An 18,352-nucleotide genomic window follows, 5' to 3' on the forward strand; every position below is an offset into this window, starting at 1 on the left:
AATCACCGCCTGGATGTTGGTGCGCCGCGGAAAGGTCGCGCCGCGTCGCTTCCGCGGCGGGCCAACATTCCCTGTATCAGGCGACTTTCACCAGCACGTCCTGGCCCCACGGCTGCTTGTCGAGCAGCTCGTCGGCGTCGCGGCGCAGGCGTTCGTCGAGGCGCTGACGCGCGGCCTCGCGAAGGGCCGTGGCGAACATCAGCGCCGAGGAAAAGCGCCGCTTCTTGTCCTTGGCCAACGCCAAGGCCAGCACGCGCTCCACGTCGATGCCGGTGCGCACGAGATCACTCGGCCGCACGGGTTGCACGTGTGCCACGTTGTACAACGTGGTCACGCTGTCCGGTGCGGTGAAGGCAGGGCGTCCGGTCAGCACCCGGTACGCGATCACGCCGAGCGCGAAGACGTCCGCGCGGTGATCCACGTCCTCGCCCCGCGCCTGCTCCGGGGACATGTAGCTGGGCGTGCCCACGGCGGCGCCCATGGTCAGGTTGCTGGCATCGTCGATCATCTTGGATACGCCGAAATCGAGCACCTTCCACAGGCGCTCGCCGCCTTGCTCCGCGTGAAACAAATTCTGAGGCTTGAGGTCGCGGTGAACGACGTTCGCGTCGTCCGCGGCGGCCAGCGCTTGCGCCACCTCTTGTACGAGCGCCAGCGTCGCGCTCATGCCCAGCCGCTTCTTCTCGCGGAGCTGCTGCGCCAGGTCCGTTCCTATCAAGAGCTCCATGACCAGGTAGGGCGTGGCGCCATCCGCGATGCCGCTATCCAGAATGCGGACCACGTGGCGGCTGTCGAGCTTGGCGGCCACTTCCGCCTCGCGCAAGAAGCGCTCCACGCTGGCGCTTTCTCCCACCAACGCCGGGTTCAGGAACTTCACCGCCACGGCCCGTCCGCTCTGCTCGTGCCACGCCTTGTACACCTCCCCCATGGCGCCGCGGCCGATGACCTCACCCACGGCGTACTCCCCCACCTGCTGGTCCGTGAAGCGCCCGAGCTTGGCCCCACGCTCGCGCTCGAGATCCGCCATCGCTTCGTCGAGCAGCGCGTCGCGCTTCTTGATCTGACGCATTGCGCGCTCCAGCCGTTCGAAGGCGGCCAGGGTCGCCGCACGACTCCGGCGCGCCATCCAGAAGGTGGCGGCGAACAGCACCTGGCACACGAACAGCACGGCGAACATGGCGGCGGGCTGCGGGTCCACCAGCTGGAACACCGCCTGGTCCGTGGCAATCACGCCGAGCATGGCCAGCACGTTGAGCACCAGATACCCGAAGGCTCCGGTCGCGTAGATGGTCCAGCCGCTGGCGACGGAATCACTCAGCCCGAAGAAGTAGATCCCGATGTACATCGCGATGATCGTCGGCGAGAAGACACCCACGTAGTACGTCATCGCGAGGATGGTCACGACGCAGCTCAGGCCCTGCACCAAGAGCTTTCGGCGATCGAGCTTGTTCACGTCGCGGAGCTCCACCAAGAGCCCCAAGGAGACCAGCACCGTGATCACCGTGCTGATGGTCGCCAGGGCGCGACCCGGAGACGGCCGCGGCTGGAGCCACACCGCCACCAGCCCGGCGAGACCCGCCAGCACCACCAAGCGCAACAGCGCGATGGCCCGCGCCAGCTCCTCGCCCTGCAGAATGAGCGGCGAAGCGGTGGTGACGCCGCTGCTTCGTGCCGCCGTCACCGCGGTGTCCGACGAAACGGTGTCGTCGTTCTTTCGACCCGCCGCATCGACCACGGTCGGCTCGTCCGACGCGTCCGGCGGTGGCCGAGGCGGCTCGGAGATGACTACGTTCTCATCCTGGGCCATGACCCGATCGCCGCAGGGTAGCGCGTCGGCGCTGCGGGCAAAATCGGCTCTTTCGACGGCCGGCATTGCGCCCTACCCTCGACCCACCTCTCGCCATGTCCCTCGACCGCATTCGGCATCTCGTCACTCGTTTCCGCACCACCTTCGCCGGCGCGCTGCCTTCGGCGCCATCGCCCTGGGACCTCGACGCTCGTCTGGGTCGAGAGCTCTTGGAGTCGATGCTCGCGGCGCGTCACCTCGACTTGTGGGCTCACGAGCTGCGAGCGCGCGGCGCGGGGCACTACACCATCTGCAGCTCGGGTCACGAAGCGAACGTGGTGCTGGGACGCCTCACGGGGCCGAACGATCCCAGCCTGCTGCACTACCGGAGTGGAGCCCTGGTGGTCGAGCGCGCGCGGGCGCTGCCCAGCGTCGACGCCGTCCGAGACATCGCGCTCTCTTTGGTCGCCTCCAGCGATGAGCCGACCAGCGGCGGACGGCACAAGGTGTTCGGCAGCAAACCGCTGGGCATCATTCCCAAGACCAGCACCATTGGCTCGCACCTGCCCCGCGCCGTGGGCTTGGCGTTCGGCCTCGAGCGGCGGCCCCGGCTGGGCCTGGCCGCAGAATCCCCCCGCGATGCGATCGCCGTCGCGTCCTTCGGCGACGCGAGTCTGAACCACAGCACCACTTTGGGAGCGCTCAACGCCGCCGGCTGGGTGCTGCACCAGCGCCTCACGCTGCCGCTCCTCTTGGTGTGCGAGGACAACGGTCTGGGCATCAGCGTGCGCACTCCGGAAGGCTGGATCGAGACGCGGCTCCGAGCGCTGCCCCACGTGGCATACTTCTCGGCTCCCGGCTGGGATCTCGCGGCCACTTTCCGGGCGGCGCAGGCGGCCGTGACGCACGTGCGCCAGAAGCGCACGGCGGCGGCGCTGCATCTTTCGTGCGTGCGCCTCCTCGGCCACGCGGGGAGCGACGTCGACACCGGCTATCGGCCACCCGCGGAGATCGCCGCCGCGGAGGAGAGGGACCCGCTGGTGTGCGCCGCCCTTTCCCTGGTGGACGGCGGGGCGATGACCGCGAAAGAAGTGCTCGAGCTCGACGCCGCCGTCGGCGAGCGCGTGGCGCGCGAGGCAGAACGCGCCGTCACGCGCCCGCGCCTCGGATCCCGCGCGGAGGTGATGGACGCCATCGTGAGCCCGACCCTCTCGCACGTACCGCAACGCCAGCCGAACAGCGCACCGCTGACTCTGGCCCAGGGCATCAATGCGGCCCTCGCAGAGGGGCTCGAGCATCACCCGGAGATGTTGATCTTCGGCGAGGACGTGGCGAAGAAGGGCGGCGTGTACGGGATCACCAAGGGCCTCTTGGCCAAGGGTGGCCCGGCGCGCGTGTTCAACACCCTGCTCGACGAACAGACCATCCTGGGCATCGCCCTCGGCACCGCAAACCTGGGACTCTTGCCGGTTCCGGAGATCCAGTACCTCGCCTACCTGCACAACGCGGAAGACCAACTGCGCGGCGAGGCTGCCACGATGCAGTTCTTTTCCGCACGGCAGTGGGATAACCCCATGGTGGTGCGCATCCCCGGGCTGGCGTACCAAAAGGGCTTCGGCGGGCACTTCCACAACGACAACTCCATCGCGGTGCTGCGGGACGTTCCCGGCATCGTGGTGATGGTGCCCGCCCGCGGAGACGACGCCCTGGAGCTGTACCGCGCGGCGTTCGCGCTGGCGCGCCAAGCGCGGCGCGTAGTGGTCGTGGTGGAGCCCATCGCGCTCTACCACACGCGAGATCTCCACTCCGAGGGAGACACGCTGTGGACCGCGTCCGGCACGGGCCAAGCCGCCGCCTTCGGCAAGCCGCGAGTGTACGACGCCGAGGCGCCGGATCTCACGATCGCGACCTACGGCAACGGCGTGCTGATGAGCCTGCGCGCCGCGCGGCGGCTTTCGGAGGAGCGCGGCGCCCGGGTGCGGGTGCTCGATCTGCGCTTCCTCGCTCCCCTTCCAGTGGAAGAGGTGCTCGACCACGCACGACAGACCGGCGCTCTCCTGGTGGTGGACGAATGTCGGCGGAGCGCGGGCGTCTCCGAGGCGCTCGCCACCGCCGCGCTAGAGCATGCGCCCGGCGTTCGTTTTGCCCGGGTGACGGGCGCCGACTGCTTCATCCCCCTGGGAGACGCCGCGAACTTGGTACTGCTGAACGAAGACGAGATCTTCGCGGCGGCGGAAGATCTACTGACCTTGACCCGTAACCTCCGGAGGCGCGCCCAATGAAGACCATCGAGCTGTTCTTCGACTTCTCTAGCCCCAACGCCTACTTCGCGACCCTGCAGCTGCCCGCGGTAGCTGCGAGTGCGGGCGCCACCTTGGTTTACCGGCCGTTCTTCCTGGGCGGACTCTTCAAGCTGCTCGAAGCGCCGCAGACTCCGGGCATGTCGAGCCCCGAGAAGGCGCGGGCCTCGCTGCGCGACCTGGAGCGCTGGAGCGACAAGCACGGCGTACCGTTTCGTTGGCCGTCGCGTTTTCCGATGAACACGCTCAAGGCGCTCCGCGGCGTGTTCGTCCTCGGCGACCTGGGCATCGGCGAGCGCGCGTACATCGAGGCCGTGTTTCGCGCCTACTGGGCCGAAGATCGCGACATCGCCGATCCCCAGGTGCTGGCAGAGGTGGTGCAGGGCCTCTCGGGGGACGGATCCGAGCTGCTCCGGCTCATCGAAGAGCCCAAGGTCAAGGACCGCCTCCGCGTCGCCACGGAGGAAGCTCGTACCCGCGGCGTGTTCGGCGCTCCCGTGATCGTGGTCGGGGACGAGCTGTTCTTCGGCAAGGACCGCCTGGATTTCGTGGCGGACGCGCTGCGGAGCTAGCCGCCGTCGGCGCCGGCGTCCGCGCTGCCGCCCATGCACGTTCCGCCGACGCAGCTCTGACCTGGCGCGCAGACCTTGCTGCAGTTTCCGCAGTGGTTCTTGTCCGTCTGCAAGTTGAAGCACGTACCGTTGCAGTCGGTGTAGCCGGCATCGCACACACAGCCGTTGTCGCAGTGCTCGTTGGCCCCGCACACGGTGTTGCAGCTGCCGCAGTTCTGATCGTCCGAAGTCAGATCCACGCAGGCGCCGTTGCAGCCCGTCAGCCCGGAGTTGCAGGTGATGCCGCAGCTGCTGCCGGAGCACACCGCGGCGCCGTTGGCCGGCACTGGACACACGATGCCGCAGCCGCCGCAGTTGTTCTTGTCGCTGGTGGTGTCGACGCAGGTCGTGCCGCACTTCGTGGGCGTGGGTGACGTGCAGTTGATGCCACAGACGCTGGAGCTACAAGTAGCGGTACCGGTGCCGGCGGTGGGGCCTGGACACACCTTGGTGCAGCTGCCGCAGTGGTTGGGGTCCGTGCTCAAACGGAAGCACTGGCTGCCGCACTTCGTGTAGCTGGTGTTGCACAGGAAGCCGCAACTGCCGCTCTGGCACTCCGGCGACGCGTTCTGCACGTTGGTCGTGCACACGTTGCCGCAGCTGCCGCAGTTGCCCTCGTCGGTGTTCGAGTCCACGCAGCCCGCACCGCACTTGAGCAGCCCGCCGGTGCAGTCGAAGCCGCAGGTACCGTTGTTGCACACGGACGAGCCGCCAGAGGGCGGATTGCAGGCGTTGGTGCAGGTGCCGCAGTGGTTGGTGTCCGTGTTCAGGTTGGTCTCGCAACCGTTGGCGCGGTTGCCGTCACAGTCCCCATAGCCGGTCTGACAGCTGTCGTAGTCACAGCCGCCGTTCTTGCAGAGGGCATTGTTCACGTGCTGCGGATTGCACTGAGTGGTGCACTTGCCGCAGTGGTTCACGTCCGTCAGCAGGTTGCTCTCGCAGCCGTTGTCGGTGTTGCCGTCGCAGTTATCGTACGGGGCCACGCACAGGATCACGCATACGCTGAGCAGGCATCCCGCAATGCCGTTGGTGCCGTTGCACTTCTTGTTGCACGCGCCGCAGTGGGAGGGATCTTCCGAGAGCTTGGTTTCGCAGCCATTGTTGATGATCCCGTCGCAATTGTCGTAGGGCGACTGGCAGCTCGTGATCGTGCAGTTCCCAGTGGCGCAGGTCGTGTTCGCATTGGCGGCGGCGCAGGAGTTGGTGCAAAATCCGCAGTTCTGCGGATCCGTCTCCAGATCGACCTCGCAGCCGTTCTGCTTGTTGCCGTCGCAGTCCCCGGTGGTGGGCGGCACACAATCCGTGACCTCGCACTGACCGGCGTTGCACTTCCAATTGTTCCCGTGCGTCGCGATGCAGTCGTTTCCGCAGGAGCCGCACTGGGTGGGGTTGTTCTGGGTGTCCGTCTCGCAGCCGGTAGCGGGCACGCCATCGCAGTCTTCGTAGCCGGTCTCGCACTGGTCGATCACGCAGCTGCCGTCGATCGCGCACTTGGCGCTCGCGTGCGCGAGTTGACACGGCTCGCAGGAGGACGCTCCGCAGCCCTTGTCGGGTGTGTTGTCTTGAAGGCAGATGGGCTTGCCACTGGGGTCGGGACACACCTTGGCGCCTGGGAAGCAGGTGTCGCCCGCCACGCCGCCGGCGCCCCCGGTTCCGCCGGCAGTGCCACCGCCGCCGTCCTGCTTGTCCGCCCCGGTCCCCTTCGGGTCTACGGAACAGGAAGAAAAAGCAATGAGCCCTCCCAAGAACAGAAGCAGCCCGATTAAGCGAGGTGCACGGGTCACGCTAGCTAGCTTACACCGTCTGAGCGAGCGCTTCGACCCCCGCCAAACGCGCTTTGGAGCGCTCGGATCACCTCGCCGTCCTCACCGGGAAACACCGTTCGCACATCGAGCACGACAGCGCCGTCTTCGATGCGAGCGAGCACGGGAGCGAGCGCCGCGCGCAATCGTCGACTGGCGTCCTCGGGGTCGTCACACGGGACGCGAAGTGCCCAAGACTCCACGGGGGCTTCCGCCAGCGTTCCCCCACCAATGGCCGCCACACTGGAAATGACCTCGGCGGGATGCGGGTGGAGCGCGGCCCGCCAAGCCTCGGCTCGAGCCCGAAGCTCCTCCAGCGGTGCGCGAAGCAGCAGGAAAACCGGGAGCTCGCTCGCAGCGTCGCGTTCGTAGGCGTCGAGCACGGTCTCGAGCGCTGCCAGCGTGAGCTTGTCGACCCGAAGCGCGCGCGCGAGGGGATCCTCCCGGAGCAAGCTCACCCAACGGGAGCTGCCCGCGACCACGCCTCCCTGGGGACCGCCGAACAGCTTGTCGAGACTGAAGCACACCAGATCGACACCGGCCGCGAGGCAGGCCTGGACGCTCGGCTCCCGCTCGGCCTCGCTCGCCACCTCCGGCAGCGGGACCACCAGGCCTCCGCCCAGATCCTTGATCAACGGCAGCTCGCGCTCCCGCGCGAGGGCCGCCAGCTCCGACAGCTCGGGGCGCTCCGCGAACCCGGTGATGCGAAAGTTGCTGGGGTGCACCCGGAGCAAACACGCTGTGCTGGCTCCGATGGCGCGCGCGTAGTCGTTCACCCGCGTTCGGTTGGTGGTGCCCACCTCCACCAGGCGCGCGCCCGAGCGCGCCAGCACCTCCGGAATGCGGAAGCCGCCGCCGATCTCGACGAGCTCTCCACGGGATACGATCACGTCCCGCCCCGCCGCGATGGTGCTCAGGGCGAGCAGCACCGCGGCAGCGTTGTTGTTCACGAGCAGCGCGTCCTCCGCGCCCACCAAGCGCGCCATGCGCGCCTCGGCGGACAGGCCGCGGCGGGTGCGGCTGCCGGACTCGACGTCGAGCTCCAAGCTCACATAGCCGCCGCACAGCTCGAAGATGCGCTCGAGCGCCGCGCGACTGAGGGGTGCCCTGCCCAGGTTGGTGTGCAGCACCACACCGGTCGCGTTGACCACGCGGCCCAGACCGAGGCGGCTTCGCCGTTCCACTTCTCGAGCCACGCGCCGCACGACCTCGTCGTCCGTCGGCACCGAGCTGCCCGCCTTCACCTCGCTCCGGAGCCGGCCGATCACGTCCCGCGCGATCGCCGTCACCACCCGGCGTCCGACCCGCTCCGACAGCTCCGAGAGCTGAGGAGCGCTCACGATGCGGTCGACCTTGGGCAGCTTTCGGAGCTCCACGGCGGCGAGCTTACACCGCTCGCGGTCCGCCGAGTGACGTGACAAGCTTGCCCCGCCATGCGGCTTTCGGGCGAAAATCCCAGCGTGCGTCTCGCGATCCTCGCGCTTCTCTTCACCGTCGGCTGTTCCAAGGAGTCCACGCCGGGCAAGCCCGCCCACGCCAAGGAGCCCGAGGCTCCCGCGGCGTCCGCGCCGCCTCCGGCTGCCAGCGTTTCGGCCAAACCCGCCGCCAGCGCTCCCAAGCCGCAAAAGGACGGCCCCCTCACCATCGAGACCGATGCCGGCGTGGTGCCCGCCGCCAAGGCCCAGCGCATCCTCCACGTCGGGGATTCCATGGTCCCGCTGGTGGGCAACTACCTGCGCCCCATCCTGCAGGCGGACGGTCGCAAGTACTACATCGATAGCGTGGTGTCCTCCAGCACGCTGAGCTGGAGCAACAAGCGGCTGCTCCAAGACGCGATGTACAAGTACGACCCGGACGTCATCCTCATCTCCCTCGGCTCCAACGAGCTGTTCGATCCCACTCCGGAGCGCCGCGTGCCCGCCATCAAACAGATCGTGGAGGACACCCGCGGTCGCCCGTGCCTGTGGATCGGTCCCCCGGCGTGGAAGCAGGACACGGGCTTCTTGGAGCTGCTCAAGAAGAACCTGGGGCACTGTCGCTACTTCGACTCCACCAAGCTGAACCTCCCGCGCATGGCGGACGGCCGGCATCCCGATTGGACCGGCGGGTATCGTTGGGCCAGCGCGGTGTGGAAAGCCCTCGGCGGGACCGAGCCCGTGCCCACGGGCAATCCCCGACCCGAGCCATGAGTCGCTGGCTCGTCGCCCTCACGCTGGTCGGAGTGCTGGGCTGCGATCACGCGGAGCCCACGGCGAGCGCCGCACCCAGCGCAGCTCCGCCGGTGACGTCGGTCGCCAAGCAGACGCCGCTACCCGATGCTTCTCGGCCTGATGTCGGGGCAACGCGGAACCACCCTCTCAACGTGGTCCTGATCTTGATCGACAGTATGCGCTGGGACATGCCCTGGAACGGCTATCCACGTCCCATCGCGCCGTGGCTCACCGGCTACGAAAAGACCGTGGTCAGCTACACTCGCGCCTACTCCATCTCGTGCACCACGGCGCGCAGCGTCGCGCCGCTCATGGTCGGCAAGTACCCGAGCGAGATGCCGCGCAACGGCTACTTCTTCACTCAGTACATGCCCGAGAACCTGTTCTTGGGGGAACGGCTGCGCGCCGCGGGCCGTCGCGCGCTGGGCGTGGCGGCCCACGCGTACTTCTTCCCCGCCAGCGGCCTGGCGCAGGGTTTCGACGAGCTGTTCGTGCTGCCCGGAACGGTCATGAACAACCCGGACGAGAAGAACGTCACCGGCGAACGGCTCACCGAGGCCGCCAAGAGGATCCTGAGCCGCAAGGTCAACGTGGATCAGAGCGACGGGAAGCGGTTCTTCGCCTACCTCCACTACATGGATCCCCACGCGCCCTACGTGGCCTATGAAGACCAGCCGCTCTGGGGGCATCAACCGCGGGATCGCTACGACCAGGAGATCCACTACACCGACGCCCAGGTCGCGGCGTTCGTTCGCTGGGCCAAGCGTCAGCCTTGGGGTCCAGACACCGCCTTCATCGTCTCCGCGGATCACGGCGAGAGCTTCGGCGAGCATGGACACCTGAAGCACGGCTACGAGGTGTGGGAGGAGCTGGTTCGCGTTCCGCTGTTCATCGACGTACCAGGCGGCCAGGCGCGGCGCATCGACGTGCCTCGGAGCCACATCGACCTGGCACCCACGATCTTGGAGTTGATGGGCGTGGCGGCGAAACCACCGCTGCGCGGCACCAGCTTGGTGCCCGAGGTCTTCGGGGCGGATCCCGAGCCGCGGCCGGTGATCGTCGACCTCACCCGGGACAACCTCGAGAACCGACGGCGGGCCCTGATCGAGGGAACGGACAAGCTCATCGCCACCGGCGACGACGAGAAGTGGCTGCTCTTCGACGTGGTGGCGGATCCCCGGGAGAAGAAGGACCTCACCGCGGATCGCCCCCGCTTCAAGCGCATGCGCGAACGCTACTTCGAGGTGTCCAAGACGATTCCCCTGGTGGAAGTGCGGGGCGACGAACCACCCCTGAAGGACGCTCCGGAAGGCCGTCGCTGGTAGTCGTGGCGTGGGGGCCCCAGGGGCACGCCGCGGCCGTGGCGCCGGCGCCGCAGGCGCCGGCAAGCGCGCCGGAAATTTCTGCCTCGAAGTGAACGGCACGCGCATTGCTCAGGGCGGCCGCGCGGGCACGACGCCCGCCTTCACCCGAGGGACCGCTGCCATGAGACGCACCACACTTTGCCTCTTCACTTTCGCCCTGCTCGGCTCCACCGTGGGCTGCCAAGCCCTGATGGCTCGCCCCGGCGCCCAACCGAGGAGCGACTACGCCCAGGAGAAGCACGAGCGCAGTCAGAAGGCGCAAGCGGCCCTGGCGGACAACAGCGAGAAGGAGCTGGCGCGTTGCCAGGAGGCGACCCAGACCACGAACGACAAGCTCGCAGAAGCCCTGAAGAAGGTCCGCGGCGGCGCCGACGGTCCGATGGGTCCCATGCCCAGCATGGTGGATGCCGTGAAGGCTCTCAAGAAAGAGAAGGTGTCCGTCACCATCAAGGTGCTGGGCTCGCCGCAATCCCCCACGCTGATGCTGGAAGACTCCTTCACCAAGGAGGGTCAGAAGCTCGCCGGCGCGCCGCAAGCAAAGCTCATGGCCTACGCCAAGCGTAGCCAGAAGGTGCAGCCGCTGTTGACGGCGCTGCGCGATCAGATCAACGCGGTGAACGCCACCATCGGGGCCTCGTTCCAATCCACGTCTTCGTGCACGCTGCAGGCCAAGGGCTTGACGCAGACGCTGGCAGGCATGGAAAACGGCGACGAAAAGCCCACTGACGATCTGTTTACGGTGTACGGCAAGTTCCTCGCCGCCAGCCAGCGGAGTCAGACCGCTGCGGCGTCTTCCATCGCGCTGGTGGGGGTGCTGCAGGCGGCCTTCGCCGGCAAGGACACGAACGCCATCGACACGCTGGTCACCGGCGTGCAGAAGGCCTCCGACGAGAACATCGAGATCGGGCCGGAGAAAGCCAAGGAAGTGTACCTGCTGGCGGCCAAGGACTTGCGGGACGCGTGTCAGAAGCAGCTCGACACCTACTACGCCGAGCACCCCGAGGCGAAGCCGGGCAGCGGACCATCGCCCTGCTCCAAGGAAGGCTCGCAGGACAAGGGCCCACCTCCCGCCCCCGGAAGCGAAGAGTACGCCGCGTTGATCCCCGGCGATGGCCCCATCGCAGCCGCCGCCAACTCCGTCGATGCGCTATCCAAGGGCGACTACCTGGGCGCGATGAAGAGCGCCGCGGGCCTGGTGCCGGGCGGCTCCGCCCTCGCCGGCGCGCTGGACTCCGTGTTCAAGCTGCTCTGACGGCGAGCAAACCGCCGGCGCGGAATACTGTCCCGCGCCGGCGGGTTCGGCGGTACACCCGTCGTCGTGAAGCTCGCTCGTCTAGTTCTCGCTCTGACCGCATCACTGGTCGTCCTCGGGCACGCGCCCCTGCCGGCTCGCGCGGACGCGTCCGCGCTGCCGCCGCCTCCCGAAATTCGGTTCGAGAAGTATCAGCTCGACAACGGCCTGGAGGTCATCCTCCACCGCGACAGCTCCCTACCGTTGGTCGCGGTCAACCTCTGGTACCACGTGGGACCGGCCAACGAGCCCAAGGGCCGCTCCGGTTTCGCCCACCTCTTCGAGCATCTGATGTTCGAAGGCTCGAAGCACGTGGGGCATCGCTTCGATGCGCTGCTGGAGGCAGCGGGAGCGACCAACGTGAACGGTACGACCAGCTGGGATCGGACCAACTACTTCGAGACCGTCCCCGCCCGCTACCTCGAGCTGGCGCTCTGGATCGAGAGCGATCGCATGGGGTTCTTGCTCGACAGCTTGACCAAGGAGCGGCTCGACGTTCAGCGAGGGGTGGTCAAGAACGAACGCCGGCAGAGCTACGAGAACGCCCCCTACGGCAAGAGCAGCTTGGCGCTGCTGGACGGTCTGTATCCCGAGGGGCACCCGTATCACGGTGCGGTGATCGGCTCGATGAAGGACCTGGATGCCGCCAGCATGGACGACGTTCGGGCGTTCTACACGGCGTTCTATGCACCCTCCAACGCCACCCTCACGTTGGCGGGAGACTTCGAGCCGAAGCGCGCAAGGGAGCTGATCCAGAAGTACTTCGGGCCGCTCCGCAAGCGTGACAAGCCGGCCGCCGGCGCGCGCACCCCCACGCCTCCGCTGGCCGCGGCGCGGCACGTGGAGGTGCCGGAGACCGTAGAGCTCGCCAAGGTGGCCTTCGGCTACATCACACCGCCGGCCTATTCGAAGGACGACGCCGCGCTGGACGTCACCGCAGCCGTACTGGCGGGCGGCAAGGCCACGCGGCTCTATCGCGAGCTGGTGGTCAAGAAGCGGATCGCCAGTGACGTGGACGCCAGCCTCGACTCGAACCAGCTGGCGAGCACGTTCGAGGTGAGCGCCATGGTGGCCGGCAAGCACGACGCCAAGGAGCTCGAAGCGGGGCTGAGCTCCGTCCTCGAAGAGCTCGGCAAGAGCGGGCCCACCCCCGCCGAGCTGTCTCGAGCGAAGCGGCGCTTGCTGGTGGATCTGTACGACAACCTTCAGCTCCTCAACGGCCCCGGCGGCGAATCCGGTCGCGCTGGCCTGTTGCAGCGATTCAATCACTACCTGGGCGATCCCGGAGGCCTGCCACGCTACGTGCGTGCCCTCGAGAACGTCTCCGCAGCAGATGTAGCGCGGGTCGTCCAAACGCATCTCGGCGCTGGACACCGCTTGGTGGTCACCACAGTGCCCACCAAGGAGAAACCGTGAAGCGCGCGCTCCTCTTCGCGCTCGTGCTCGGCGGGTGCACCCATCCGCAGGGTCCCGCGGCGGCGCCGGCGGCTGGCGCGCCGCCGGCGGCGCGCGCCACGCCCAGCGCCGACTTTCGCGATCACGTTCCGGAACCGGGGCCCGCCGACGCCGTGCGCATTCCGGCCCCGGAGGTCGCCAAGCTCGAGAACGGGCTCACGCTGTACGTGCTCCGACGCCCCGCGCGCGTCGTGAGCGTGCGCGTCTTGCTGCGGGCCGGCTCGAACCAGGACCCTGCGGGCAAGAGCGGACTTGCCGCGCTCACGGCGCGGCTTGCCAGCGAGGAAACGAAGGATCACGACAGTACGGGGCTCGCGGAAGCCATCGAGTCATTGGGCGCGACCCTTTCGCGCAGCACCGGACGCCGGAGCTCCGAGCTCGGCTTGACGGTCCTGCCCGCCGACGTTCCGCGCGCCCTCTCCTTGCTCGCCGAGATCGTCGAGCGACCCGCGTTCCGCCCGAAGACCTTCGAACGCGTGCGCTCCGAGTGGCTCGACGGCCTCACCGCGGATCGACAGCGAGTCGAACGACTGTCGACCCTGGCTGGGTTCCGGCTGCTGCTCGGCCCGCGCCTGGGCGCGCCGACGGACGGCAGTCTCGACGACGTGAAGAAGCTGACCATCACGGACCTCCGACGCTTCCACGACGGCCACGTCACGCCGGCGCAGGCCGCCGTCATCCTGGTCGGCGATCTGGACCTGTCGCGAGCTCGAAAGGCCGTGGACGGCGCCTTTGGCGCGTGGCGCGCCCGGCAAGCCGAGGCGTCGGCGCCGCCGGCCCCGCCGCCGGCGCCGGAGAGCACGCAGATCGTGCTGGTGGACCGCCCGGGGGCGGTCCAGAGCGCGCTGTTCGTCGCACAGCCGTTTCCCCGGCTCGGTCAGCCGGGGCTGGAAGCGCGGGAGCTCTTGAGCGGGGCGATGGGCGGCCTGTTCACCTCCCGCATCAACAAGAACCTACGCGAGGAGCACGCCTACACCTACGGCGCGCGTTCCACGGTGGTCGAGAGCCGCGAGTTCGGAGCCTTCATCGTGTCCACCAGCGTGCAGCGGGACGTGACGGCGCCGGCCCTCTCGGAGCTCCTGAAAGAGCTGCGCGCCGCCCCCAGCGACCGCCCCATCACTTTGGACGAGCTCGCGCGGGCGAGGGCCGATCGCGTCAGCCGACTGGGAGCGCACCTCGAGCACGTGGATCGCATGGCGAACGATCTCTCGGAGCTGTTCGAGGAAGGACTCCCTGACGACTGGTTCCAGAAGCGTCCCGAGGACATCGCCGCAGTGACGCTTTCGGACATTCGAAGCGAGGCCAAGCGCCTCGACGTCGCCCACCTGGTCGTGGTGGTCGTCGGCGATGCCGCGGCCGTTCGCCCGGCGCTGGAGAAGCAGTTCACCGTGGTGTCCGCCGCCGCCGACCTCACGAAATAACGCAAGGGCTACTGGTTCGGCGCGCTGACCGGCGGAGCATCGGGCTGGCCCTGACCCGAATCGCTGCCTCGGGCGGAGAGCAACGCCAGAAGCCCTCCGAAGGCAAAGGCCAACAGCCCGGCGATGCCCCAGATCACCCAAGGCAGCCAACTCGCCCGCGGCGCAGCCTGGGGTGGGTAGTAGGGCCGTCGGATCACCATCGTGGGATCGTACGTGCCCGGCAGGGCGTTCATCTGCCGGGTCGCGATGACCTCGGAGGGATCCATCTCCTCCGGGTGCTCCGCGACCACCACGCTGGGCTGGTCCACCGCCACGTTGACGCGAGGCTGTGGCGCGTGAGCCGCGGATTGCTGCGCGACGATCGCGTCGTCACCCAGTTCTTCGAGCTCATCGACTTCTGGAGGGGAGCCGTAGGGGTGCTGGCGGGAGTGCGACACCGAGCCATGACTATATCGAGCGCCTCGACCCCGGTCCACCCGGCCGAAGGCCGATTGCCGGCCCCCGGACCTATGCCGAAACGGCAGCGTTGCACTACAGTGCTCGGGTCGCCATGGACTCCGTCACCCTCTTTCTGCTTTCGATCGCGGGCATCTTTCTGATCGGCGCGGTGGGGGAGATCATCTTCCAGCGCACGAACATCCCGGACGTGATCTGGCTGATTCTCGCCGGCATCCTGCTCGGTCCCGTCAGCGGCTTGGTGACGAAGCCGAGACTCAACGCCATCGCGCCGTACTTCGCGGCGGTCACGCTGGTGGTCGTGCTGTTCGAGGGCGGCACGGCGCTACGCTTGCGCGAGCTGCGCAAGGCCGCCCCACGCTCGAGCGCGCTCGCGCTGCTGTCGTTCTTGGCGTCCGCGTCCATGATGGCGGTGGTCAGCATGCTGGCCGCCTGGGTTGGCTGGCTGCCGGCCAGCTGGACCTGGACCCACGGCTGGCTTTTGGGGGCCATTTTGGGCGGCTCGAGCTCCATCATCGTGATGCCCGCGATGCAGCAGGCGCGGGTCGCGCCCCGCGTCGGTAACCTCGTGAACCTGGAGTCGGCCCTCACCGACGCGTTCTGCGTCGTCAGCACCGTCGCCATCATCGACGTGATGGTGAAGGGCAACACGGGCGCCGCCGGCCCCGCGGTGGCATTGCTGCGCTCCTTCGGCATCGGTCTCGCCATCGGCTTGGTCGCCGGCCTGATCTGGCTGCTGCTGCTCAAGTTCCTACAGGACAGCGAGCACGCCTACCCCGTCACCCTTTCCGCGCTGCTGATCTTGTACGTCGTGATCGACAAGATGGGCGGCAGTGCAGCCCTCGGCATCCTGGCGGTGGCGGTGATCTTGGGGAACGCCCCGTCGCTGTCCAAGAAGATCGGCCTGGTAGAGCGCGCCCAGCTCGATACCTCCGTGCGCGGTTTCCATCGCCAGATGGCGTTCATCATCAAGTCCTTCTTCTTCGTGTTCATCGGCGCCATGCTGGCGGGGCCCATCTCGCTGCTGCTGTTGGGCGCCATCTTGGGTGGCTTGCTCTTCGCAGCCCGGATTCCCGCCACGCGCATCGCGACCATCGCGAGCGGTCTCACCTCCGACGAGAAGAACCTGGTCACCGTCGCCATGCCGCGCGGCATGGCCGCCGGCGTGCTGGCGACGCTGCCGGTGTCGGCAGGCATTGCGGGCACCGATTCGTTGCCCGTCGTGGTGTTCGCTTGCGTGCTGGTGACCATCCTGGTGTTCGCCCTCGGCTTCCCGGTGATCAAACGCGGCATGCAGCCCGTGGATCCAGAACCGATGTCGGAGGAGCTGAGCGTGCCGGCCCCTGCCGTGATGGCGGCGGCGCTGGCCCCGTGGCGGCGGCGCCAGCACCCGTGGCCACGCCGGCACCCGTGGCGGCGCCGGCACCCGTGGCGCCCCAGGCGCCAGCGCCGACGCCGGTCGCCCCGCTGCCGGCGGCGCCGGAGCCCGTCACCCAACCCGTCGCGCAGTATCCGGGCGCGCCGATCCCTGGTGGCGTTCCGACGACCCAGCCGATCCCCCAGCAGACCGCGTCGGGATCCGCGCCGAACCAACAACAGGAAGCGGAAAATCAGACGCTGCTCGGGCACCCGCTCCCCCCGGGCCCGCGCGATCCCAACGCCGGCTGATCAAGCCGCGGGCTTGCTCTCCACGCCGCTCTCGTCGATGCCGCTACGGCGCCGCACCAGCTCCTGGCTGTAGGTGTGGAGCAGCTGCTCGTAGCTGAGCATGCCGACGATTTCCCCGCCGCCCTCCGAGTCCACCACGGGTAGCTCGGGATAGTGCGACGAAGCGAAGCGCTCCAAAGCGACCGCGAGCGTGTCTTCTTGAGTGACGGTGACCAGCGGCATCGCGCAATCGGCGGCAATGGCGAGCTTGCCCATCTCCTCGTCGAAGAAGAACGCGCGCACCGTGTCCAGGGTCACGATGCCGGAGAGCTCGCCTCGCGGCCCAACGACGGGGAACACCGTCTGGTTGCAGCCCGTGGTCACGCGCAGCACCTCCGCCAGCGGCGTGGACGCCGGCAGCGGCTTGACCGGCTGTTTGTCGAACACCGTGCCCACCCGCACGTGCTGCAGCAGATCCAAGACGTACTCCGCACCGTGCGCCGGGGAATCCCGCCGCGTCCCCACCTGCTTTTCGTACAGCGTGAAGCGGCGGAGCAGGGTGAAGGTAACGACCTCCGCCAACATCAGCGGCACCAGCAGGTCGTAGCTTCCGGTCATCTCGCTCGCCATCACCAGGGAGGAAATGGGCACGTGAGCGACGCCCCCGAAGAAGCACGCCATGCCGACGATGACGAAGGCTCCCGGCTGCGGCACCACGTGGGGAAACCACTCGTGGAAGGCGAAGCCGAAGGCGCCGCCGATCATGCCGCCCACGACCACGGAAGGACCGAACACGCCTCCGGAGCCCCCAGAGGAAACCGAGAGCGAGGTAGTGAGCACCTTCAAGAGGGCGATGCCGAGCATCGTTCCCGCGCCAATCCAACCAATGGGCAGCACGTGGTGACGGGGCAGGAGCGCCTCTTGCAGCCAGCCGTAGCTGGCGCCCAACGCCTGCGGCGCAGCCAGCGCCAAGAGACCCACGGCCAAGCCGCCGAACATGGGCTTGATGGTGTTGGGCATCTTCAGCTTGTGGAACACGCGGTCCCGCATGCCATAGAAGACCTTGATGTAGATCCAGCCCACGAGCGCGGCGAACACCGCCATCACCATGTAGAGGGGCAGCTGACGCGGATCGAAGGAGTAGTGCTTCTCCGTGACGAAGATGGTCCCTTCGCCGAACAACATGGTGAACACGGAGTAGGCGACCACGGACGAAAGCACCGCGGGAACGAGCGCATCGACCTCGAAGTCGTCCTTGTACAGCACCTCCACCAAGAACAGCGCGGCGCCCAGGGGCGTGCGAAAGATGGCGCCGATGCCGCCGGCCGCGCCGGCGATGAGCATCAAGCGGCGTTCCCGAGCGGAGAGCTTCAGGGCGGAGCCGAGCACCGAGCCGAAGCCCGCGCCGATCTGGGCGATGGGCCCCTCGCGACCGGCGCTGCCACCGGTACCGATCAGGACCACCGACGCGAGCGCCTTGACGATGGGCACCCGGGGGCGAATGCGGCCACCGTGACGGTGGAAAGATTCGATCAGCGCGTCCGTTCCGTGGCCTTCCGCTTCTGGCGCGAAGCGAAACACGATGAGCCCGGAGATGAGCCCGCCCAAGGCCGGCGAGAGGACCATGACCCACTTGCGGACCTCTCCGGGAGGAACCTCACCGAAGAGCGAGTGCTCCCCGTGCGGCTCGAGCGGCGGCATGTGAGCACCGACACCCAGCATCGTGTGCCGGATCCAATCCATGCCCACGTAGAACGCCGCAGCGCCGAGACCGGCGACGACACCTATGACCAAGCCAAGACCAACCCAACGAGAGACGGCCCTGAACTCGAACAAGCGAGCGAAGGCGCCGAGGTCCGCCAAGGTCGGGATGCCAGGCAACCCTTTCCGCATGGCGGGCGGACTCTGCCAACACAAGTGACGCTGCGCAAGGAGAACCGCGGGACTTTCTCACTGCTGTTTGCATGAACCGGGCCGGAGCGCGTAACATTGGGGAATCGTGGGCTCCG

At 68.0% G+C, this 18,352-nt stretch carries 12 protein-coding genes; 7 read left to right on the plus strand and 5 right to left on the minus strand.

Annotation, left to right across the window (positions count from 1 at the left end):
* Positions 1-76: 76 nt before the first annotated feature.
* Positions 77-1,807 (minus strand): serine/threonine protein kinase, encoded by a 1,731-nt coding sequence (locus H6717_14200; protein MCB9578172.1) that lies wholly within the window; start codon positions 1,805-1,807, stop codon positions 77-79.
* Positions 1,808-2,025: 218 nt separating this feature from the next.
* On the opposite strand from H6717_14200, the gene H6717_14205 reads away from it, so the two are divergent.
* Positions 2,026-4,068 carry an MFS transporter gene (locus H6717_14205; GenBank protein ID MCB9578173.1) on the plus strand — a complete coding sequence of 681 codons (2,043 nt, stop codon included), beginning with the start codon at positions 2,026-2,028 and terminating at the stop codon, positions 4,066-4,068.
* Positions 4,065-4,658, plus strand: a complete 594-nt coding sequence (locus H6717_14210) for a 2-hydroxychromene-2-carboxylate isomerase (protein MCB9578174.1) — start codon at positions 4,065-4,067, stop codon at positions 4,656-4,658. Before H6717_14205 ends, H6717_14210 begins: the two co-directional genes overlap by 4 nt.
* On the opposite strand, the gene H6717_14215 is transcribed toward H6717_14210, so the two are convergent.
* Both H6717_14215 and H6717_14220 read right to left on the minus strand, forming a co-directional pair.
* On the minus strand, positions 4,655-6,481 hold the full coding sequence (locus H6717_14215) for a hypothetical protein (GenBank protein MCB9578175.1): 1,827 nt from the start codon (positions 6,479-6,481) through the stop codon (positions 4,655-4,657). The two genes, H6717_14210 and H6717_14215, sit on opposite strands and share 4 nt — an antisense overlap.
* A gap of 5 nt (positions 6,482-6,486) precedes the next feature.
* Positions 6,487-8,589 (minus strand): L-seryl-tRNA(Sec) selenium transferase, encoded by a 2,103-nt coding sequence (locus H6717_14220; GenBank protein ID MCB9578176.1) that lies wholly within the window; start codon positions 8,587-8,589, stop codon positions 6,487-6,489.
* A 95-nt stretch (positions 8,590-8,684) separates the two neighbouring features.
* On the opposite strand from H6717_14220, the gene H6717_14225 reads away from it, so the two are divergent.
* From H6717_14225 to H6717_14240, 4 genes are all read left to right on the plus strand, one after another.
* Positions 8,685-10,034 (plus strand): sulfatase-like hydrolase/transferase, encoded by a 1,350-nt coding sequence (locus tag H6717_14225; protein ID MCB9578177.1) that lies wholly within the window; start codon positions 8,685-8,687, stop codon positions 10,032-10,034.
* A gap of 160 nt (positions 10,035-10,194) precedes the next feature.
* A complete protein-coding gene (locus tag H6717_14230) occupies positions 10,195-11,325 on the plus strand; it encodes a hypothetical protein (protein ID MCB9578178.1) in 1,131 nt (376 codons plus the stop codon).
* A 66-nt stretch (positions 11,326-11,391) separates the two neighbouring features.
* The gene (locus H6717_14235) at positions 11,392-12,780 is read left to right on the plus strand and encodes an insulinase family protein (protein ID MCB9578179.1); all 1,389 of its coding nucleotides are present in this window, start codon (positions 11,392-11,394) and stop codon (positions 12,778-12,780) included.
* Positions 12,777-14,240 carry an insulinase family protein gene (locus H6717_14240; GenBank protein ID MCB9578180.1) on the plus strand — a complete coding sequence of 488 codons (1,464 nt, stop codon included), beginning with the start codon at positions 12,777-12,779 and terminating at the stop codon, positions 14,238-14,240. The genes H6717_14235 and H6717_14240 overlap by 4 nt, the downstream gene beginning before the upstream one ends.
* A gap of 8 nt (positions 14,241-14,248) precedes the next feature.
* Here H6717_14240 and H6717_14245 read toward each other — a convergent pair whose 3' ends face one another.
* On the minus strand, positions 14,249-14,677 hold the full coding sequence (locus tag H6717_14245) for a hypothetical protein (protein ID MCB9578181.1): 429 nt from the start codon (positions 14,675-14,677) through the stop codon (positions 14,249-14,251).
* Positions 14,678-14,790: 113 nt separating this feature from the next.
* Between H6717_14245 and H6717_14250 the strand changes: the two genes are divergently transcribed.
* The gene (locus tag H6717_14250) at positions 14,791-16,437 is read left to right on the plus strand and encodes a cation:proton antiporter (GenBank protein MCB9578182.1); all 1,647 of its coding nucleotides are present in this window, start codon (positions 14,791-14,793) and stop codon (positions 16,435-16,437) included.
* Here the strand turns inward: H6717_14250 and H6717_14255 are convergent.
* Positions 16,365-18,236, minus strand: a complete 1,872-nt coding sequence (locus H6717_14255; protein ID MCB9578183.1) for a chloride channel protein — start codon at positions 18,234-18,236, stop codon at positions 16,365-16,367. The two genes, H6717_14250 and H6717_14255, sit on opposite strands and share 73 nt — an antisense overlap.
* Positions 18,237-18,352: the final 116 nt, after the last annotated feature.

The organism is Polyangiaceae bacterium, assembly GCA_020633235.1.
Taxonomy (GTDB): Bacteria; Myxococcota_A; Polyangia; order Polyangiales; family Polyangiaceae; genus JACKEA01.